At 66.3% G+C, this 18,927-nt stretch carries 19 protein-coding genes; 9 read left to right on the top strand and 10 right to left on the bottom strand.

Annotated features, from left to right (window positions below; translation table 11 throughout):
- Nucleotides 1-40: 40 nt before the first annotated feature.
- Complete coding sequence (locus tag DFO47_RS05975; protein WP_018760308.1) at nt 41-928, bottom strand: glutamate ABC transporter substrate-binding protein; 888 nt, start codon at nt 926-928, stop codon at nt 41-43.
- A gap of 68 nt (nt 929-996) precedes the next feature.
- The gene (locus DFO47_RS05970; protein ID WP_026264268.1) at nt 997-1,752 is read right to left on the bottom strand and encodes an amino acid ABC transporter ATP-binding protein; all 756 of its coding nucleotides are present in this window, start codon (nt 1,750-1,752) and stop codon (nt 997-999) included.
- A gap of 104 nt (nt 1,753-1,856) precedes the next feature.
- On the opposite strand from DFO47_RS05970, the gene DFO47_RS05965 reads away from it, so the two are divergent.
- From DFO47_RS05965 to DFO47_RS05950, 4 genes are all read left to right on the top strand, one after another.
- A complete protein-coding gene (locus DFO47_RS05965) occupies nt 1,857-2,639 on the top strand; it encodes a TIGR00730 family Rossman fold protein (RefSeq protein WP_133831014.1) in 783 nt (260 codons plus the stop codon).
- 81 nt (nt 2,640-2,720) lie between these two features.
- Nucleotides 2,721-3,179 carry a DivIVA domain-containing protein gene (locus DFO47_RS05960; protein WP_133831013.1) on the top strand — a complete coding sequence of 153 codons (459 nt, stop codon included), beginning with the start codon at nt 2,721-2,723 and terminating at the stop codon, nt 3,177-3,179.
- Nucleotides 3,176-4,432 carry a hypothetical protein gene (locus tag DFO47_RS05955; protein WP_133831012.1) on the top strand — a complete coding sequence of 419 codons (1,257 nt, stop codon included), beginning with the start codon at nt 3,176-3,178 and terminating at the stop codon, nt 4,430-4,432. The genes DFO47_RS05960 and DFO47_RS05955 overlap by 4 nt, the downstream gene beginning before the upstream one ends.
- Before the next feature lie 232 nt (nt 4,433-4,664).
- Entirely contained in the window at nt 4,665-4,832 is a 168-nt protein-coding gene (locus DFO47_RS05950; RefSeq protein WP_009357720.1) for a DUF3117 domain-containing protein, read from the top strand.
- A 54-nt stretch (nt 4,833-4,886) separates the two neighbouring features.
- Here the strand turns inward: DFO47_RS05950 and DFO47_RS05945 are convergent, their stop codons facing one another.
- Nucleotides 4,887-5,519: an O-methyltransferase gene (locus DFO47_RS05945; protein ID WP_018760302.1), complete on the bottom strand. Its 633-nt coding sequence runs from the start codon at nt 5,517-5,519 to the stop codon at nt 4,887-4,889.
- 229 nt (nt 5,520-5,748) lie between these two features.
- Here DFO47_RS05945 and sigE point away from each other — a divergent pair, with 229 nt between their 5' ends.
- The 3 genes from sigE to DFO47_RS05930 all read left to right on the top strand — a co-directional run bounded on the left by sigE (nt 5,749) and on the right by DFO47_RS05930 (nt 7,681).
- Entirely contained in the window at nt 5,749-6,363 is a 615-nt protein-coding gene (gene sigE / locus DFO47_RS05940; protein ID WP_109863734.1) for an RNA polymerase sigma factor SigE, read from the top strand.
- A 7-nt stretch (nt 6,364-6,370) separates the two neighbouring features.
- On the top strand, nt 6,371-7,207 hold the full coding sequence (locus DFO47_RS05935; RefSeq protein ID WP_133831011.1) for an anti-sigma factor: 837 nt from the start codon (nt 6,371-6,373) through the stop codon (nt 7,205-7,207).
- Nucleotides 7,208-7,276: 69 nt separating this feature from the next.
- On the top strand, nt 7,277-7,681 hold the full coding sequence (locus DFO47_RS05930) for a twin-arginine translocation protein subunit TatB (RefSeq protein ID WP_018760299.1): 405 nt from the start codon (nt 7,277-7,279) through the stop codon (nt 7,679-7,681).
- A gap of 8 nt (nt 7,682-7,689) precedes the next feature.
- On the opposite strand, the gene DFO47_RS05925 is transcribed toward DFO47_RS05930, so the two are convergent.
- From DFO47_RS05925 to DFO47_RS05915, 3 genes are all read right to left on the bottom strand, one after another.
- The gene (locus tag DFO47_RS05925) at nt 7,690-8,835 is read right to left on the bottom strand and encodes an Mrp/NBP35 family ATP-binding protein (protein ID WP_133831077.1); all 1,146 of its coding nucleotides are present in this window, start codon (nt 8,833-8,835) and stop codon (nt 7,690-7,692) included.
- A gap of 67 nt (nt 8,836-8,902) precedes the next feature.
- Entirely contained in the window at nt 8,903-9,550 is a 648-nt protein-coding gene (locus DFO47_RS05920; protein ID WP_231369833.1) for a DUF1003 domain-containing protein, read from the bottom strand.
- Between the two features lie 34 nt (nt 9,551-9,584).
- Nucleotides 9,585-10,868: a CBS domain-containing protein gene (locus DFO47_RS05915; RefSeq protein WP_026264267.1), complete on the bottom strand. Its 1,284-nt coding sequence runs from the start codon at nt 10,866-10,868 to the stop codon at nt 9,585-9,587.
- A gap of 77 nt (nt 10,869-10,945) precedes the next feature.
- Between DFO47_RS05915 and DFO47_RS05910 the strand changes: the two genes are divergently transcribed.
- Nucleotides 10,946-11,914, top strand: a complete 969-nt coding sequence (locus DFO47_RS05910; RefSeq protein WP_133831010.1) for a general stress protein — start codon at nt 10,946-10,948, stop codon at nt 11,912-11,914.
- Nucleotides 11,915-12,035: 121 nt separating this feature from the next.
- On the opposite strand, the gene DFO47_RS05905 is transcribed toward DFO47_RS05910, so the two are convergent.
- Entirely contained in the window at nt 12,036-13,610 is a 1,575-nt protein-coding gene (locus DFO47_RS05905) for an aminopeptidase P family protein (RefSeq protein WP_133831009.1), read from the bottom strand.
- 79 nt (nt 13,611-13,689) lie between these two features.
- Here DFO47_RS05905 and DFO47_RS05900 point away from each other — a divergent pair, with 79 nt between their 5' ends.
- On the top strand, nt 13,690-14,538 hold the full coding sequence (locus tag DFO47_RS05900) for a PHP domain-containing protein (RefSeq protein ID WP_133831008.1): 849 nt from the start codon (nt 13,690-13,692) through the stop codon (nt 14,536-14,538).
- A gap of 13 nt (nt 14,539-14,551) precedes the next feature.
- Here the strand turns inward: DFO47_RS05900 and DFO47_RS05895 are convergent, their stop codons facing one another.
- The 3 genes from DFO47_RS05895 to DFO47_RS05885 form a co-directional block, all read right to left on the bottom strand.
- Nucleotides 14,552-15,424: a site-specific DNA-methyltransferase gene (locus DFO47_RS05895; RefSeq protein ID WP_133831007.1), complete on the bottom strand. Its 873-nt coding sequence runs from the start codon at nt 15,422-15,424 to the stop codon at nt 14,552-14,554.
- 8 nt (nt 15,425-15,432) lie between these two features.
- Entirely contained in the window at nt 15,433-17,100 is a 1,668-nt protein-coding gene (locus DFO47_RS05890; RefSeq protein ID WP_018760291.1) for a DEAD/DEAH box helicase, read from the bottom strand.
- Nucleotides 17,101-17,391: 291 nt separating this feature from the next.
- Nucleotides 17,392-18,915: an RNB domain-containing ribonuclease gene (locus DFO47_RS05885; RefSeq protein WP_133831006.1), complete on the bottom strand. Its 1,524-nt coding sequence runs from the start codon at nt 18,913-18,915 to the stop codon at nt 17,392-17,394.
- Nucleotides 18,916-18,927 lie beyond the last annotated feature (12 nt).

Here is an 18,927-nt window from a genome sequence, read left to right as displayed (position 1 = left end):
CCGGGGCTGCTTGGCGGCCCCGGCACCTATGGAACGCTGCTCAGTAGCGGTTGATGGCCGGCAGGCTCGGTGCAGTCTTGATGACTGAACCTGCGGTGGCTTCCCAGGCCTTCTTGTAAGAACCGTCCTTCTCGAAGGACTCAAGCTGGTCGTTGATCCAGTTACGGAACTCAGTGTCGCCCTTCTTCAGGCCGATGCCGTAAGGCTCCTTGGTAAAGGTTTCTTCTGATGCAAGCTTGAAAGCGTCCGGCTCCTTGTCAACGAACCCGGCGAGGATCACGTTGTCAGTGGTAACGGCTTCAACCTGCTTGTTGCGCAGCGGCTCCAGGCAGGCGGAGTAGGTAGCGGCAGGCACCAGTTCGGCGCCGTACTTGTCCACGATGGTCGCAGCGGGGGTGGAGCCGGTTACGGAGCAGACCTTCTTGCCCTTGACGTCCTCGGGCTTCTTGATGGAGTCGTTGTCCTTGTTCACCATCAAGGCCTGGCCTGCTTCGTAGTACGGGCCGGCGAAATCAACGACCTGCTTGCGCTTGTCGCTGATGGTGTAAGTCGCGATGACGATGTCCACCTTGCCCTGTTCGATGAAGGGCTCGCGGTTTGCGGAGACAGTTTCGGACCATTCGATCTTGTCAGCGGCGATGCCCAGCTTGGCGGCGATCAGTTTGCCGATTTCAACGTCGAAACCGACGGGCTTGCCATCCAGGCCGACCTGGCCGAACAGCGGCTGATCGAACTTGGTGCCGATCTTGATGGTGCCGGCGGAGGACAGCTTCTCCATGGTGGTACCGGCTGCGAACGACGGCTTCTCGACGGGGCTCGGGTTGCTTGAGCCTCCGGAGTCTCCGCCACCGCAAGCGCTAAGGGACAGGGCGAGGGCGGCTGTAGCCGCCACGACGAAGGACTTTCGTCGGGACATAAATGCCTTCATGACATTCCTTTCATTGATGGCCGTTGGGTTCTCGGCCTGGATGCGAACTGAGTGTGGTTGCTTGGGGATCAGTGCGTGAGGAGCTTCGAGAGGAAGTCCTTGGCACGGTCGCTCTTCGGGTTGTTGAAGAATTCCTCCGGGGTGGCGTCCTCCACGATCTGGCCGTCTGCCATGAAGACCACGCGGTCTGCAGCCTTTCGGGCGAAGCCCATCTCGTGGGTGACCACGATCATGGTCATGCCTTCCTTGGCCAGCTGGACCATGACGTCCAGGACCTCGTTGATCATTTCGGGGTCGAGCGCGGACGTGGGTTCATCGAACAACATGACCTTCGGCTTCATTGCCAAGGCGCGCGCGATGGCGACGCGCTGCTGTTGTCCGCCGGAAAGCTGGGCGGGAAGCTTGGGCGCCTGGTGCCCTACGCCTACCCGTTCCAAGAGTGCCATGGCATCTTTCTCCGCGGCCGTCTTGGAAACGCCTTTGACCTTGATGGGCCCGAGCGTCACGTTTTCAAGGATGGTCTTGTGTGCGAAAAGGTTGAAAGACTGGAAGACCATGCCAACATCGGCGCGGAGCTGGGCCAGTTCCTTGCCTTCCTCGGGCAGGACTTTCCCGTCGATGGTGATGGTTCCACCCTCAATGGTTTCCAGGCGGTTGATGGCGCGGCAGAGGGTGGACTTACCGGAGCCCGAAGGTCCGATGACCACAACAACCTCGCCTTTGCGGACCTGCAGGTTGATGTCCTTCAGAACGTGCAGCTGGCCGTAATGCTTATTAACGGCGTTCAGGGAGACGAGGGCATCGCCGGGCACATGAGTAGTCATAGGAAAGAATCTAGCGAACAACGGTGGGTTATGACGCCAATCACCCCAAGTTCATGCCGATCGTGATTCAAGAGATACCTGGAGTCGGAGGTTAGCCTAGGGGAATGAGTACCAACGCTGATCCGGCCAAGACAACCCAGCCACGCCGCAAAGGGCCCCTTGAACTGCGCCGCAAGCAGGCCGCCGTGGAAATGTCCGACCAGCATCTGCTCGATACCAAAGGCCCCGGCCAGTTCGTCCACACCGACCCCTGGCGGGTCCTGCGGATCCAGAGCGAATTCGTCGAAGGATTCGGTGCGCTGGCGGACATTGGAAAGGCCGTCAGCGTTTTTGGTTCCGCCCGCACCAAGCCCGGCAGCAAGTACTACGAAATGGGCGTCGAGGTGGGGCGCAAGCTCGCCGAGGCCGGGGTGGCGGTTATCACCGGCGGCGGCCCCGGATCCATGGAGGCGGCCAACCGGGGGACGGTGGAAGGCAACGGCGTATCCGTGGGCCTGGGCATTGAGCTGCCCTTCGAGCAGGGCCTGAACCAGTGGGTGGACCTGGGTATCAACTTCCGCTATTTCTTCGCCCGCAAGACCATGTTCGTCAAGTACGCGCAGGGCTTTATCGTGCTGCCGGGCGGCCTGGGCACCCTGGATGAGCTGTTCGAGGCCATGGTCCTGGTCCAGACACGGAAGGTGACGTCGTTCCCGATCGTGCTCCTTGGCGTCGAATTCTGGGGGCCGATGATCGAATGGATCCGGGGCACCCTGGTGGCCGAGGGAATGGTCTCGGAGAAGGACCTGGACCTGATCCAGCTCGTTGACGATCCCGCCGAAGCGGTGGACCGTGTGCTTCACGTTGCCGTGACCCCGTCCCTGAATGGTGAGCAGCGGCCGGAGTAGTACAGGGGCCACGGCCACGGCCTGGCCCGGTTCCGTGCCGTGGGCCGCGGACCGGCGGGATGGATCTGGCACGATGGGACAGTGAGTTTCTTTCTGGTGTTCCTCGCCGTGGTCCTGGTGGCGGCGGTCCTGTGGGCCGGCCTGGGCCGGCCCTCCCGCGGTACCGGCGGTGCCGGGCTGCCTGCACTGCTGGGTGCCGGCCTCGAGGACCCGCCCGCAAACCTCCCACCGGTTTTGCTGCCGGCACACGCCGGACCTGAGGACGTGGACCAACTACGGTTCTCGCTCGGGCTGCGCGGCTACCGGATGGACCAGGTGGACCAGGTCCTGGAGGACCTGCGGGACCAACTCGCCGCCAGGGACCGGGAAGTGGCGGAGCTCCGCAGCCGGCTGGCTGCGATGGAAGGCGACGTACAGGAACCGGATTCCGACGCCGGCCCGGCCGCCCCCGCGGACCCGGCACCGGCTGACCCGGGCACCTCCGCGGACGCGGACGAGGCCGCCCGCGGGACCGCCGTGCCGGGGACGGGCGGCCCGTGAGCACGGTGGACCGCCGCAGCCCCCTGGCATCTGCCCACACTGCCGCACTCCGGGCTGCTTCCGCCGTCCGCGGCTGGCCGTGGTGGATCCAAACCACTGTCCTGTATGCCGCCGCCCGCCTGGTCTCGGCGTGCATCTTCATGGCCGCCGCGCTCCACCAGGGCGTCAACCCCTGGTTCCCGCCGAAGCCGGACTACTGGAATTTCATCAACATCTGGGATGCCCGCTGGTACGCCACGGTTATCGCCGATGGCTACCCTTCCGTGCTCCCCACGGACGCCGCCGGAAACGTGGAGGAAAACACGTGGGCCTTCTACCCGCTTTTTCCCGCGCTGGCCGGCGGTCTCAGCCGCCTCACCGGCATGAATTCCGCCGCATCGCTGACCGTGATCGCCATGCTGGCCGGCTGGGGCGCCGCGTTGCTGGCCTACGTCCTGTTCCGGCAGAGGGCGGACCATGGCCAGGCGATGTGGGGCGTCGCGTTCTTCTCGACCTTTCCCGTTTCGGCCGTGCTGCAGGTGCCGTACGCCGAACCATTGTCCCTCCTGCTGCTTGCGTGGGCCCTCCTGCTGGTGCTGCGCCGCCAATACCTGCGGGCCATGCCGGTGGTGTTCGTGCTGTGCCTGTCGCGGCCCGTGGGCGTGCCCTTCGCGGCCATGGTGGGCCTGCTGCTGGTCTGGCGCGCCGTGGACCGTCTCCGGGGCGGCGCCGCGCCGGGAACGGAAGAAGAATCCCACTCGGTGCGGGACCTCGCGGCGCTGACTGGACTCACCGCCGTCGCAGGTGTGTCCGCACTGGTCTGGCCTGCTGCCGCGTGGGCCGCCACGGGTGACCCACAGGCCTACACCAAGACCGAAACTGTGTGGCGGGGGCAGGACCTGGTGCCGTTCAAGCCCTGGTTCGATACCGGCGTCGAACTTTTCGGCCCCGTCCTTGGCCTGCTGGCGCCGTTGGTCTTTGTGGCACTGTTCGGCGTGATGCTGTTCCTTCCCCCGGTAGTACGGCTCGGTGCCGAACTCCGGCTGTGGTGTGCCTGCTACATGGGCTACCTGCTGATGTTCCTCCACCCGCAGACCAGCACGTTCAGGATGCTGCTGCCCCTGTTTCCGCTGGCCCTGGGCGCTGCCTTCCTCTCCCGGTCCCGGGCTTACCGCGGAACCGTGGTGGCCATGTTCGTGCTTTTGCAGATCGTGTGGATCGTGTGGCTGTGGGCCTGGGCCCAGCTGCCTGGCGGCGGCGATTATCCGCCCTAGCGGGAGGGGCTTCCGTGCAGGTCAGGCCGGGAATGCCCGGCGCACGGAAATGTCCATCGATTAGCTACGTGCGGGTAAATCCGCGATAATAGTAAGTAAGCAAGGACACAAGCATCCAGAAAACGCGCAGCCTCGGCGGGGGAGCACCACCCCGCCACAGCCGCTTGATCGACATGCGGACCCAGCCCGCCCGGGCTGATCAGTCCTGGAACAAAATGGAGGGGAATTCCTCATGGCGGCTATGAAACCACGTACCGGCGACGGCCCAATGGAAGTCACCAAGGAGGGCCGCAGCCTGATCATGCGCGTCCCGCTCGAAGGCGGCGGGCGCCTCGTGGTCGAGCTGAACGCTGCCGAAGCAGCCAACCTCAAGGAATGCCTGGTGGGCGTTACCGAATAGTCGTGCCGGACAGGGTCCGTGGCCTCGTGCCGCGGACCCTGTCCTGTTTCCGGCCTACTTCTTGACGGCGACCAGCAGGCCGTCGCCGGTGGGGAGCATCGCCGACGCAAGCCGGTCGTCGTCGCGGATGGCCCTTCCCACCTGGCGCAGCACTACCGTAGTGGCCTCGCGGCCGGCCGGGTTGGCCACCTTGTCCTTGTCCAGGGCGTCATTGATAATCAACAGGCCCGACCTCTTGAGGAGCCGGATGGCCTGCTCGACGTAGCCGGGCAGGCCGGGCTTGTCGGCGTCGATGAAGACCAGGTCATACGCGCCGTCAGTGAGGCGCGGCAGGACATCGCCGGCCCGGCCGGAAATGGTGCGCGTGCGGTTTGCCGGACTGCCGGACTCGGTGAACGCCTCGCGGGCCGCGCGCAGGTGTTCGACGTCCACGTCAATGGTGGTCAGGACAGCGTGCGGGCCAAGGCCCCGCAGCAGGCAGACGCCGGAGACACCGGCGCCGGTGCCGATCTCGACGGCGGTCTGCGCCTTCGACGCGGCAGCAAGGACCGTCAGGACCGCGCCGACACCGGGGCTGATGGCACTCACGCCCAATTCAAAGGAACGTTCCCGGGCCCGAAGCATGACCTCATCCTCAGCGGGCAGATCTTCTGCATAGGACCAGCTGCTGGACTTGTCGGCGCTCATGAATTATCGCTTTCTGGGCGTGAAGGGGGAATGTCCCCTTTAGCCTACTGTGTCCGGCCCCGCCGGCCCGGGAAGAGGCTGTTGCGCCGAAGGCTGAAGTTACCCTGCGGTCAGGAAATTCCCAGCCAAGTTTGACATGATTGGAATCCGCTCATCCAAAAGGTGACCGGCGCCGAATCAGAGATGTCAACAGTATCCGGGCGTTAGCATTCCACGAGGGGAGTGGACGATGTCATCTTCAGTTGTGGCACCTGTCCCTGCAGTCAACAATCCCGATGATGAGTGGGTCCGTCCCACCTGGGAAGAAGTGGTCACCAATCACTCCGCGAAGGTCTACCGGCTGGCCTACCGCCTGACCGGGAACAAGTTCGACGCCGAGGACCTCACCCAGGAGGTGTTCGTCCGCGTCTTCCGTTCACTGGAAAACTTCAAGCCGGGCACCCTGGACGGCTGGCTGCACCGCATCACCACCAACCTGTTCCTCGACCAGGCGCGCCGGAAGACGCGCATCCGGTTCGACGCCCTGGCGGAGGACGCCGAGTCCCGGCTGCCCGGCCGCGAACCGGGCCCCGAGCAGAGCTTCGAGCTGAACAACCTGGACCTCGATGTCCAGGCAGCGCTGGAGGAACTCCCGCCGGACTTCCGTGCCGCCGTCGTCCTCTGCGACCTCGAAGGCCTGTCCTATGACGAAGTGGCCGAGGCGCTCGGCGTCAAACTCGGCACCGTCCGTTCCCGTATCCACCGCGGCAGGACCATGCTGCGGGAAAAGCTGGCACACCGTGACCCGCGCCCGCACCAGGGACGCCGCAAGCTCTCCATGCCGCGCATAGCGGGCATCCTCTGATCGGCGCATGAGGTCCCAGTTTCCTTTCGGCGGCAAGCACCAGCGCTCCGGCAGCCACCTCGAGGCGTGCCAGGAGTGTGCCGCCACTGTCCGCCGGGAACGGCAGTACCTTGAGCGCCTCCGCCAAGCGCCGGTCCCGCCCGCCAGCGAGGACCTGACGGCACGGCTTCTGGCGCGCACCCACGAACTTGCGGCGCAGCCTGAAGCACCCGCGGGCCCCACCGGAAGCCGGATGGCCGCCCGGGCCCTGGCGTTCACCGCGGGAGGGACCATGGCCGCGGCCGGCGTGCTCGCCGTGGGGGCGTTCACCGCAGCGGGGGATCCGGTAGCGGGGGAACCGTCAGGAACGGAGGCGGCGTTTTCCCACGTTTCCTCGCAGAGCCCAACGGATGGGCGCCCGCTGGATCCCGCCCAACTGGCCTCGCTGCGTTCTGAAGGCTGGGCCTGCCCGGAACTGCAGGCCATGGGATTCCACCTCGAAGCCGCACGGGCGGTGCTGGTGGAAGGACAACCGGCGGTGGAGCTGCGCCTTACCGACGGTGCCCACCACGCCACGGTCACCGAACAGCACCTGTCCAAACCGGGTGCCGGGACGTCGCAGGCGTGGTCCTTGACCCCGGCGTCCGCGACCTACCGGACCGCCGGCCTCACCATCACCTACCGCTCGGACCTTCCTGCGGCGCGGGCCGACGACGCCCTTCCGATCCTCAAGAACGTCGCTGATGCCGCCACCGAGGGTGTTGCGGCCTCCGTTCCAGAACCGTCCGCAGGAAAGTCCGGGGAGCCGCTGGAGTCACGGCTGGAGCGCGGCATCAGCAAGATCGCAGCCCTGTTCACCCCGTGACGCGGCCTGTTTCCACGTCAGCCGGGCGGGAATCGTCACTGGCAGCCCGGAGAGGGTAATCTTCCTAAAGTGTTTGGTATCAACGGCCCGGAATTCATAATTCTGCTGATCATCGGCGTTCTCGTGATCGGCCCCCAACGGTTGCCCGAATATACCCAGAAGCTGGCAAACCTGGTCAAGGAAGTCCGCCGGATGGCCTCCGGTGCCCGTGAGCAAATCAAGGAAGAAGTAGGCATCGACATCGACGATGTCGATTGGAAGAAGTACGATCCCCGCCAGTACGACCCCCGCCGCATCATCAAGGAAGCACTGTTCGACGACGACACCAAACCCGTCAGTGCGGGAGCCCCGGCCGCGGTGGCGGCGGTTTCCGGCGCGGCTGCAGTGGCCGACGCCGCACCTTCCCGCCCTGAGCGGGTTGTGGAGCGGCTTGCCCCGGGCGAAACCGCTCCCTTCGATACCGAAGCCACCTAGGGCACTGGTCAGCGGGGCTGGAGGCCCAGCTTCATCCCGGCAAGGCCCCGCGGTGTGGCGGCAAGCTGCGCCGCAATACCTGCCAACTCCACGCCTGCCGCGGAATCGGGCCTGCCAAGCACGATCGGAACCCCGGCGTCACCGCCCTCGCGAAGTTGGATATCCAGCGGAATCTGGCCCAGCAGGGGCACCGGAACGCCGAGCGTGGTGCTGAGCCGCCCGGTAAGGACTGTCCCGCCGCCGCTTCCGAAGAGTTCCATCCTGCCGCCGCCGGGCATGTCCAGGTACGACATGTTCTCAATGACACCGGCGATCTTCTGGCCGGTCTGGGCTGCGATCGCACCCGCGCGTTCGGCCACGTCCGCTGCCGCAGCCTGGGGCGTGGTGACCACCAGGATCTCGGCCTTGGGCAGCAACTGCGCCACCGAAATGGCGATGTCCCCGGTCCCCGGGGGAAGGTCCAGGAACAGTGCGTCCAGGTCGCCGAAGTAGACGTCCGTGAGGAATTGTTCCAGGGCCCGGTGCAGCATGGGTCCCCGCCAGGCGACAGGCTGGTTCCCGGTGACGAACATCCCGATGGAGATGACCTTCACACCGTAGGCAACCGGGGGAAGGATCATGTCATCCACCTGGGTGGGAGCCTGGGTGATGCCCATCAAGGCGGGGACGGAGAAACCGTAGACGTCCGCGTCCACGATGCCCACGCGCAGGCCCCGGGCAGCCAAGGCAGTGGCAAGGTTTACGGTCACCGAGGATTTCCCCACCCCGCCCTTGCCGCTGGCCACCGCATAGACCTTGGTCAGCGACTCGGGCTGGTTGAACGGGATGGTGCGTGCGCCGCCGGGGCCGCGCAGCTTCTCCTTGAGCGCATCCCGCTGGGCCTGGTCCATGACCTTCAGGTCGACGTCGACGGCGGTGACGCCGGGGACCGCGGACAGGGCCTTGCGGGCATCGGCTGTGATCGTGTCCCGCAGCGGGCAACCCGCAATGGTGAGCAGGACTGCGACGGTGACCCGGCCGTCGTCGGACACCTGGACGGAGTCCACCATCCCCAGTTCGGTGATCGGGCGGCGGAGCTCAGGGTCAATAACGGTTGCCAGGGCGTGGGTGACGGCCTGGAGCAGCGGGGATTTGCTGGATGGTGCCGGATCCATGGGGGCGCTCACGTGAGGGGCCTCGGCTTTCGTGCTGGTGCGGCGAAGTGCAGCCGGATGATCCGGACTAGCGTTCGTTGGTGGAATGGCCGGGCTTGACCCGGGGGATCTGCTGGGTCCGCGGGCCACGCTGCCGGTCCCTCTGCTCACGCAGTTTGTCCTTGACCTTGTCCCGCGGTGACTCATGGGAACCGGGGCCGGAGTCGTCGTGGGTCCGGAGTTCCTCCTGGGCTTCCAACATGTCCTCCAGGAGTGAGCGCAACTCCGCCCTGACGTAGTCACGGGTGGCTACTTCACGCAGCGCGATCCGCAGGGAGGCCAACTCCCGGGTGAGGTACTCGGTGTCGGACAGGTTGCGTTCGGCGCGCTGCCGGTCCTGCTGCAGCGAGACGCGGTCGCGGTCGTCCTGGCGGTTCTGCGCGAGCAGCAGCAGGGGTGCCGCGTAGGAAGCCTGCAGCGACAGCATCAGGGTCAGCAGGGTGAAGCCGAGGTCCCTCGAGTCGAACTGCCACTCGACGGGCGCCCAGGTGTTCCAGCCCAACCAGAAGATGCAGAACACCGTCATGTACACCAGGAACTGCGGCGTGCCCATAAACCGGGCAAAACCCTCGGTGGCGTGCCCGAATGCGTCCGGATCCGGCTTGAACTTGGGCAGGATCCGCTGACGGGCGCTTAGGGGTGTGTCGAGGCTGCCTTTTGCTTCCGCGTTGGCCAGGCTCCGCTGGTTGGGGTTCTTCGGGGCGCTGTTATCAGCCAATGCGGCCACCGAGCTTTCTTATCGGGGCTTCGCCATCGTGGGCGCGCCAGTCGTCCGGCAACAAGTGATCCAATACGTCATCAACAGTCACCGCCCCCACAAGCCGGCCGGCGTCGTTGACCACCGGGAGGGAGTTGAGGTTGTAGGTGGCCAGGGTCCGGGCCACCTCACTGATGTGGGCCTGGTCGGACAAAGGCTCGAGGTTCTTGTCCACCAGGTTGCCCAGTGCCTCGAACGGCGGGAAACGGAGCAGCTGCTGGATGTGCACCACGCCCAGGAAGCGGCCGGTGGGGGTCTCGAGCGGCGGCCGGGCGATGAAGATCGACGACGCCAGCGCAGGGGAGAGCTCCTCCCGCCGCACATGGGCCAGGGCTTCGGCCACCGTGGCTTCCGGCGGCAGGATCACCGGCACGGGCGTCATCAGGCCGCCGGCCGTGTCCTCGTCGTATTCGAGCAGGCGGCGGACGTCCTCGGCGCCTTCGGGCTCCATCAGCTGGAGGAGTTCCTCGGCCTGGGCGGAGGGGAGTTCGCCCAGGAGGTCGGCGGCGTCGTCGGGGTCCATTTCCTCAAGGACGTCGGCGGCGCGCTGGACATCCAGCGCGGAGAGGATTTCCACCTGATCGTCCTCGGGAAGCTCCTGGAGGACGTCGGCCAGCCGCTCGTCCTGCAGTTCGCTGGCAACTTCGAAACGGCGCTTGTCGCTCATCTCCTGCAGTGCCTCGGCAAAGTCTGCGGGCTTGAGGTCTTCGTGGTTGGCCACGAACTGCGTGGCTGCCTGCGGCTCGGTGCGTGCTCCCTGCTGGGCGTCCGCCCAGTCAATGATCAGGGTTTCGTTGCGGCGCAAACGGCTCAAAGGGGACAGCGAGTGGCCGCGCCGGACAAAGAGCTTGCTGACGAACCAGTCCCGGGACCGGTGCTGGTCGATCGCGATGTCCTCGATGGTGGCGTCGCCGCTGCCGTCGCGGAGGGTGACCCGCCGGTCGAACATCTCCGCCACCACCAGGGTTTCGGCTCCACGCTGTTCGAACCGGCGCAGGTTGACCAGGCCGGTGCAGATAATCTGCGTCTGATCGATCGAGGTGATCCGCGTCATGGGCACGAAGACGCGCTTCTTCCCCGGCACTTCCACCACGATACCCACCACATGCGGCGCACCCTGGGTCCCCCTGGACAGCACAACAACATCGCGCAGCCGGCCCAGGCGGTCACCCAAGGGGTCGAAGACATCCAGGCCCAGGAGGCGTGCCACGAAGACACGGGTAGGTGTTGTGCTCACCACTACAGGCTACCGAGTCTGCTCTCTTTTAGCTGAATTTACAGGCAGCACCCATCTTGATGGGCAAGAATGGGTGTATGTCCAACATTTTTGGTGCTCCCAAGACCGGCGGCCCCACCGGACCGGATGACGCCCGGGCCGTACCCACCGGTGACACCGTCGGGTCCTACAACTCCTACCTCGACGCCCAGAAGGCGGTTGACTACCTCGCGGACCAGCAGTTCCCGGTCCAGATGGTTTCCATCGTGGGCAACGAACTGAAGATGGTGGAGCGGGTGACGGGACGCCTGAGCTACCCCCGGGTGGCCCTTTCCGGAGCACTGAGCGGCATGTGGTTCGGCCTCTTCGTAGGCGTCATGTTGTCCTTCTTTGCGCCCTCGCCCGGCTACTTCTCGATCATGACGTCGGTGCTGATGGGTGCGGCCTTCTTCATGCTCTTCGGCATCGTCACCTACGCCATGCAGCGCGGCAAGCGGGACTTCACCTCCACCAGCCAGGTAGTGGCCACGAACTATGACGTCATCGTGGCTCCCGAGGCAGCCCATGAGGCCCGGCGCCTGCTGCAGCAGCTGCCGATGTCCCGCTCCGATGCGGCGTCCGGGCACGGCCCGTACACGCAGCATGACTATTACAACCAGCCGAACCAGCAGCAGCCGGGGCAGGAACAGCAGCCTGGCCAAGGACCGGCCAGGCCCGCCGGGTGGAACGACCCCTACGGCCAGCGGCCCACTGCAGCTCCGCCGCAGGAAGGCCACGGCTACCCGGGCGCCGGAAGCCAGCAACAGGCCGGACAACAGTATGACGATGGGCAGCCGCCGGCACAGCCGGTCCGCACCGTGCGGTACCCCGACCTGCCGGACGGCCGGCCCCAGTACGGAGTCCGGCTTCCGCAGGGCCCCACGGCTGACGCCGCGCAGCACGGTGCGGCCGCCCCGGAACACACCAACGATCCGGCCACCCAATCCGCAGCGGGCCACAACCCGGAGCACAACGCAGGGCAGTACGGCCAGGACGAGGACACGCACCGGGGCGGCAGCGGACAATAGGGCTGCCGGCTCCGAAGACACCCCTGCCTTCCTGACGGCGCGCGCAGGATGACGGCGAAACGAAAAGAGCGTGGCCACCGGACCCAGTCCGGTGGCCACGCTTTTCCCGTGTGTGCCCGTGTCAGGCTTCTTCGGTCCGGTAAATGCCGGCCATCCAGGTCTCGACGTCTTCAACCGTGCGGGGCAGGGCGGCGCTGAGGTTGACGGGGCCGTCGGCGGTCATGAGGATATCGTCCTCGATCCTGACACCGATGCCGCGGTATTCCCCGGGGATCGCCAGGTCTTCCGCCTTGAAGTAAAGGCCAGGTTCAATCGTGAAGACCATGCCTTCGGTGAGGATGCCGTCCAGGTAAAGTTCCCGCTTGGCCTGGGCGCAGTCGTGCACATCCAGGCCGAGGTGGTGGCTCGTTCCGTGCGGCATCCAGCGGCGGTGCTGCTGGCCCTCGGGGCTGACCGCCTCCTCGACGCTGACCGGCAGCAGGCCCCACTCGGCGAGGCGCTCGGCCAGGACCGTGGTTGCCGCGGTGTGGATGTCGCGGAATTTCGTCCCAGGCTGCGCTGCGGCGAAGCCTGCGTCCGCGGCGTCGAGCACTGCCTCGTAGACCTTGCGCTGGACAGCGGTGAAAGTGCCGTCAGCCGGAATGGTACGGGTGATGTCCGCCGTGTAGAGCGAGTCGGCCTCGACACCGGCGTCCAGGAGCAGGAGGTCGCCTGCGTGGACCCGGCCGGTGTTGCGGGTCCAGTGCAGCACGGTGGCGTTGTTGCCGGAGGCCGCGATGGTGTCGTAGCCCAGTTCGTTGCCCACCTCGCGGGCGCGGGCAAAGAACGCCCCCTCCACTACCCGTTCGCCGCGGGCATGCGTCAGCGCACGGGGGAGGGCCTTGACGACCTCCTCGAATCCCTCAACCGTTGCGGACACGGCGATCTTCATCTGCTCGATCTCCCACTCGTCCTTGAGCAGGCGCAGCTCGGAGAGTGCTTCGCTGAGCTTCTCGTCCAGGGCGTCCAGGACCTCAAGGTCCAGGTTCTCCGGGTCCTTCGCCGTGTTGTACCGGGCCGTATCCACCAGGGCGTCGATGTTTTCGTCCACTTTGCGGACCAGGCGGATGGAGATGCCGCCGATCTCGGGAGCGCCGACATCCTTGGTGATGGCCGTTTCGAGCTGGTCGATGTGGGCGGTGGGCAGCCCCAGGCGGGCCTGGAACTCTTCGAGGGTGGGGCGCGCCCCGATCCAGAACTCGCCGGAGCGGGAATCGGCGTAGAACTGTTCGGTGTCCCTGCCCGCCAACGGCCGGAAGTACAACGTGGCGCGGTGGTTGCCGCCGTCGTCGCCGGTTCCATCCTCCACCGGGTCCAGGATCAGGACAGCGTCCGGCTCGTGGTCCAGGCCGAGGCCCGTCAGGTGGGCGAAGCCGGAGTGCGGCCGGAAGCGGTAGTCGCAGTCGTTGGAGCGGACCTTGGGCGGTCCGGCGGGGATGACCAGCCGTTCGCCCTTGAACAGGGCGGAGATTGCCTTGCGCCGGGTTGCGGCGTAGCCGGCGACGGCGTCGCGCTGGGGGAGTTCCTGGCTGGACGGCGCCCAGTTGCTGGCCATGAAGGCCTTGAAAGCGTTGGAACTGGGCCGCTGAGAGCGGTTGTTGACGCGCTCCTCCAGCGGCTGGGAAGCAGAGTTCTGGGTGTTATCGGCATCGTTCACGGCACCATCGTCTCACCAGCGTCGCGGCTATGCGAACAGGCTCCGGTGCCGGAGGGGCGGGGTCCACTAGTCTGGACAAGTGAGGATTGACCTGCATGCCCACTCCAACGTCTCCGATGGGACAGAGCCCCCCGCCGACGTCATGGCCTCTGCCGCGCGTGCGGGCCTGGACGTGGTGGCCTTGACCGACCATGATTCCACCGCGGGTTGGGCCGAGGCGGCCGCGGCCGCCGTCACGCACGGCGTGGCCCTGGTTCCCGGCATGGAAGTCTCCTGCCGGACCGCGGAAGGCATCAGCGTCCACCTCCTGAGCTACCTGCACGACCCCACCCATCCAGGCCTGCTGGAGGAGATCACCAAAGCCAAGGACTCGCGCCTGACGCGGGCCGAACGGATGGTCACCATCCTGGCCGAGGACTACCCCCTGACATGGGACGACGTGATCCACCACGTGGCTCCGGGCGCCACCCTGGGCCGGCCGCACATCGCTGATGCCCTGGTGGCAGCGGGGGTGGTGGAAGACCGTTCCGAGGCGTTCGCTTCGATCCTCACCTCCCGGTCCCGCTACTTCATCCCGCACTATGCACCGGACCCGGCCACCGCCGTCGAACTTGTCCGTGCCGCGGGAGGCGTGCCGGTGTTTGCCCACCCGGTAGCGTCGGCCCGGGGCCGGATCGTGGGGGAGCGGACCTACCAAGAGATGATCGACGCCGGACTGGCGGGACTGGAGATCGACCACCGGGACAATCCGGAAGAGGGGCGGGCGTTTTTGCGCAAGCTCGCCGCCAAGCATGGCTTGCTGGTCACCGGCTCCTCCGACTACCACGGTACGGGCAAGCCGAATTTGCTCGGCGAGAACGTCACTGCCCCCGTAATGCTGGCGCGGATCGAAGAACTGGGTACCGGAGCCGCGGTCATCCGCCCCTGATCAAGGGGGCGCGTCAGGTGGGCTGGTACACGGCCAGGGTGGCGTGCGCACCGAGCCTTTTGGCCATGATGTCGATCGCGGGCTGGTTCTGGTCCACGCACACGAACTTCCGGCCAAGCTTGGCCGCCACGGCGCCCAGGGTGCCGGAGCCTGCGAAAAAGTCCAGGCACCAGTCGCCGGGGCGGGACGAGGCGGCCACAATCCGGCGGACCAGCCCTTCCGGCTTCTGGGTGGGGTACCCGGTCTTTTCCTTGCCGGTGGGGGAGACGATGGTGTGCCACCAGACGTCCGTAGGCAGCTTGCCCAGTTCGCGCTTGGCCGGCGTCACCAGCCCGGGGGCCATGTAGGGTTCACGATCCACCTCGGCGTTGTCGAAGTGGTATTTGGCCGGGTTCTTCACGTACACCAGGATGTTGTCGTGCTTGGTGGGCCACCGGTTCCTGGCCCGGGCGCCGTAGTCGTACGCCCAGATGATCTCGTTGAGGAAGCATGCCCGGCCGAAAATGGCGTCCAGCATCACCTTGGCGTAATGCACTTCGCGGTAGTCCAGGTGCAGGTAAAGGGTGCCGTCATCAGCCAGCAGGCGCCACGCCTCCACCAGCCGCGGTTCCAGGAAGGACCAATAGTCGCTGAACGCGTCGTCGTAGCGGTGAAGTGCGCCCTTGATGGTGTCGTAGGAACGGCCCTTGAAACCCACCCGGTCCCCGCTGCCTTCAGCGTTGGCTACCATCCGGGTTTCCTGCCGCTGCTGCGGCCTGCCCGTGTTGAAGGGCGGATCCACATAGATCAGCGTGAAGGCGCCGTCCGGCAGTGTTGGGAGGTACTCCGCGTTGTCCGCGTGAACCACCAGGCTGCCGCCGTCCGGCGCCCAAACCGTGTCTGTCATCGACGCAGTTAGCCCTCGGAGCTGCCGGGCTGTCCGCCCTTGTCCGCGGCGGCAACCACTTCGCCGTTGCGGCGGCGGGTGCGGGTCCGGGGACGGCGGGTGCGCGAGGGCTGGTCACCGTCGGCCGCGGGGGCGGCTGCGTCGGCGGCAGGGGCGGAGTCGGAGGTACGACGACGGCGCTCACCGGAGCGGGCGGAGTCCCGGCCGCCGGCCTTTCCGCCGTCGTCCTTTCCGCGTCCCCGGCCGTCGCGCTCGCGGGAACGGGAGGCGTCCCGGCCGCCGCGGCTGTTCTTCTTGCCGGTTTCGCCCAAGTCCTCAAGCACCTCGGCGTCAACGCCGGCCAAGGTCCGCTTGTCGCGCGGGAGACGTCCCTTGGTGCCCTCGGGGATGTCGAGGTCACTGTAGAGGTGCGGTGAGGAGGAGTAGGTTTCCACGGGCTCGGGGACGCTCAGGCCCAAGGCCTTGTTGATCAGCGCCCAGCGCGGCATGTCATCCCAGTCGACGAATGTGACTGCAGTGCCCTTGTTGCCGGCGCGGCCGGTGCGGCCCACCCGGTGCAGGTAGATTTTTTCGTCCTCGACGCACTGGTAGTTGATCACGTGGGTGACATCGTCCACGTCGATGCCGCGGGCGGCGACGTCCGTTGCCACCAGCACATCCACTTTGTTGTTCCGGAACGCGCGGAGCGCCTGTTCGCGTGCGCCCTGGCCCAGGTCGCCGTGGATGGCTGCGGCGGCGAAACCGCGGTCCACCAGTTCCTCGGCCACCTTGGCGGCGGTGCGCTTGGTCTTGGTGAAGATGATGGTCCGGCCACGGCCCCGGGCCTGCAGGATGCGTGCCACCACCTCGGTCTTGTCCATGCTGTGCGCACGGTAGATGAGCTGGCGGATGTCGCGCTTGGTGAGGCCTTCATCATCCGGATCGGCTGCCCTGATGTGGGTGGGCTGGGTCATGTAGCGGCGCGCCATCGCGATGACGGGGCCGGGCATGGTTGCCGAGAATAGGAGCGTCTGGCGGACAGCCGGGGTTCCGGCGATCAGGGTCTCAACGTCCGGCAGGAAGCCCAGGTCCAGCATTTCGTCGGCTTCGTCGAGGACCACGAGCTTGACGTTCTTCAGGCTCAGGTGCTTCTGCTTGTACAGGTCGATCAGGCGCCCCGGGGTACCCACTACTACTTCGACGCCCTGCTGGAGTGCTTCAACCTGGGGCTCGTAGGCGCGGCCACCGTAAATGGTGGTGATCCTGGCGTTGCGCTTGCGGGAGGCCGTTTGGAGGTCGTTGGCCACCTGCACTGCCAACTCGCGGGTGGGGACGATGACCAGGGCCTGCGGGGCGCCCGGGACGGCCAATTTGGCGTAGCCGGGGTCGTCCTGTCCGATGACCCGCTGCAGCGCCGGGATGCCGAAGCCCAGGGTCTTGCCGGTACCGGTCTTGGCCTGGCCGATGATGTCGTGGCCCGCCAAGGCCACCGGCAGGGTCATGGCCTGGATGGGGAAGGGGTGCGTGATCCCGGCGTCGGCGAGGGACTCGACAATATCCGCGCGGACGTTGTAGTCGGCAAAGGACTTCTCCGCGATCTCGTGCGGGGTCTCGTCCGAGATGATGGTCTCTTCCGGCTCGATGGTCTCGGTGCCGGACGCATCGGTCAGGAGCTGGTGGGTATGCAATTCACTCACGGGGAGTTTCCTTATTCATTTGGGCAATGGCGCTGCCTGCTCAACGGGCCGGCCAGTCCTGGCCGTTCCGGAGCACGCTCGGGCGCGCAAGCTAATCCAGTGGAAGCCGATCGCGGGCTATCTAATGCTGGCACTGGTGACCAACGGGCAAATCTCAAGATCGCGTAGGGGCGGGCTTGTTGGTTTCAAATCAAGGAAATCAACGACCGGGCATCCAGTTCTACCTTCCCAGTCTAGCCGTACAGGGGCGAAATCCCCGTGTTGCCCCTTCCTGCCGCGTCCATAGGCCCCTTATGGAACCAGTTCGAAGTGGATCTGCCGGGTGGTGATGTCGGAGGACAGCAGCCGGACGCGCACCTTGGTACCGGACGTCAGCTCGCCGGCGCAGCGGGCCGTCACCGCCGGTTCGGCGATCTGGATGATCCCGGAACTGCCGTTCCCGTTGCCGTTCCTGGTGGCTCCGTTGCCGTTTCCATTGCCGTTTCCATTGCCGTTCTTGGCGGATCCGTTGCCGTTTCCGTTCTGGGGCTTGGACCCGGAAATCACGATCGCGTCGAATTCCTGGCCGATGTGGTTCAGCAGCAATGCCGCCTCCACCGTGTCCAGCGCCATCCGCTCCATCCGCGACGCCAGCTGGTCGGAACCGGCCATGATTCCCGGCAGCAGCGGCAGCGCCTCCCGTGCCCAGCCCGGAACATCACCGCCGTTGCTGAGGGCTTCGCAGATCACCAGCACGAAGCGGTCCACCAGCCGGCGCAGCGGGGCGGTGGTGTGGGCGTAGGCGGCGCCGATGGCGGACTGGATGCCGTCGTCCGGGACCGTCCCGTCAAACGCCGTATAGGACGCGCCCCGGAACAGCATCCCGGCCGAATGCATGATGGCCAGCTGGCGGGGATCGGTGGGGTCAAGCGACCGCAGGTACTCGCCGTAGCTGACTTCGCCGTCCCACGGCCTGCCCAGCACTTCGGTCTGCAGCCGGAAATGCCTCAGCGACCGCTCATCCGGGGCCGGCATGGTGCGCAGGATGCCCACCTTGCCTTCCAGCATGAGCTGGGCGGCCGCCATCCCCGTCATCAGCGAAATCTGCGCGTTCCAGTCCTCCACGGGAAGCTGCGGGGCGGCGTCGATCCGGTAGCCGCCGTCGGGCAGCTGAACGATCTCCTGCTCCGGCATGTTGAGGCTGGCGCCCCCGCGCTCCCGCTCCAGCGCCACCCGTTTCAGCCCCACTTCCCGGAGCAGTTGCAGCACGGGGGGAGCGGTGCCGGCGTCGAGGGCTGCTTGTGCACCTTTGTAGCTGAGCTTGTCGCGGCTGCGGATCCGCGCCCGCCTGACGCCCACGGACGTCACTGCTGCGTCGGCGTCGAGCGTGAATTCCCAGACGAAAGCCGGACACTCCTGGCCCGGCAGCAGGCTCCCGGCCCCTTCGCTGATGACCTCCGGGTGCAGCGGGATCCGGCCGTCGGGAGCGTAGAACGTCTGCCCGCGGCGCCTGGTTTCAGCATCCAGCGGACCACCCGGCGCAACAAATGCAGGAACATCGGCGATCGCGTACAGCACCCGGTAGCCGCCCCCGTCCGGCTCGATGAACACGGCTTGGTCCAGATCCGTGGACGAGGCGGGGTCGATGGTCACGAATGCGACGGCGGTCAGGTCATAGGACGGCAGTTTCAGGGCCGCCACGGCGGCGCGGGCGTCGTCCACTGCCGCGGCCGGGTAAGGCCCCGGCAGTTCGAGTTCGGTCCGCAACGCGCCCAGTGCCTCTTCCAAGGCGTTCCGGTGGTCGCGGACATTGGGAGCCAACCGATGATGTGACACAAAAGTCAGCGT

The organism is Arthrobacter sp. AG258, assembly GCF_004364695.1.
Taxonomy (GTDB): Bacteria; Actinomycetota; Actinomycetes; order Actinomycetales; family Micrococcaceae; genus Arthrobacter.
The sequence above is the reverse complement of the archived record's forward strand: the minus strand, read 5'-3'. Positions and strand labels throughout refer to the sequence as shown.

Bases quoted from the DNA above. Each gene is read 5' to 3' on its own strand.
- DFO47_RS05975 (WP_018760308.1), bottom strand. From the start codon at position 928: ATGAAGGCATTTATGTCCCGACGAAAGTCCTTCGTCGTGGCGGCTACA.
- DFO47_RS05970 (WP_026264268.1), bottom strand. From the start codon at position 1,752: ATGACTACTCATGTGCCCGGCGATGCCCTCGTCTCCCTGAACGCCGTT.
- DFO47_RS05965 (WP_133831014.1), top strand. From the start codon at position 1,857: ATGAGTACCAACGCTGATCCGGCCAAGACAACCCAGCCACGCCGCAAA.
- DFO47_RS05950 (WP_009357720.1), top strand. From the start codon at position 4,665: ATGGCGGCTATGAAACCACGTACCGGCGACGGCCCAATGGAAGTCACC.
- DFO47_RS05945 (WP_018760302.1), bottom strand. From the start codon at position 5,519: ATGAGCGCCGACAAGTCCAGCAGCTGGTCCTATGCAGAAGATCTGCCC.
- sigE (WP_109863734.1), top strand. From the start codon at position 5,749: ATGTCATCTTCAGTTGTGGCACCTGTCCCTGCAGTCAACAATCCCGAT.
- DFO47_RS05935 (WP_133831011.1), top strand. From the start codon at position 6,371: ATGAGGTCCCAGTTTCCTTTCGGCGGCAAGCACCAGCGCTCCGGCAGC.
- DFO47_RS05925 (WP_133831077.1), bottom strand. From the start codon at position 8,835: ATGGATCCGGCACCATCCAGCAAATCCCCGCTGCTCCAGGCCGTCACC.
- DFO47_RS05910 (WP_133831010.1), top strand. From the start codon at position 10,946: ATGTCCAACATTTTTGGTGCTCCCAAGACCGGCGGCCCCACCGGACCG.
- DFO47_RS05895 (WP_133831007.1), bottom strand. From the start codon at position 15,424: ATGACAGACACGGTTTGGGCGCCGGACGGCGGCAGCCTGGTGGTTCAC.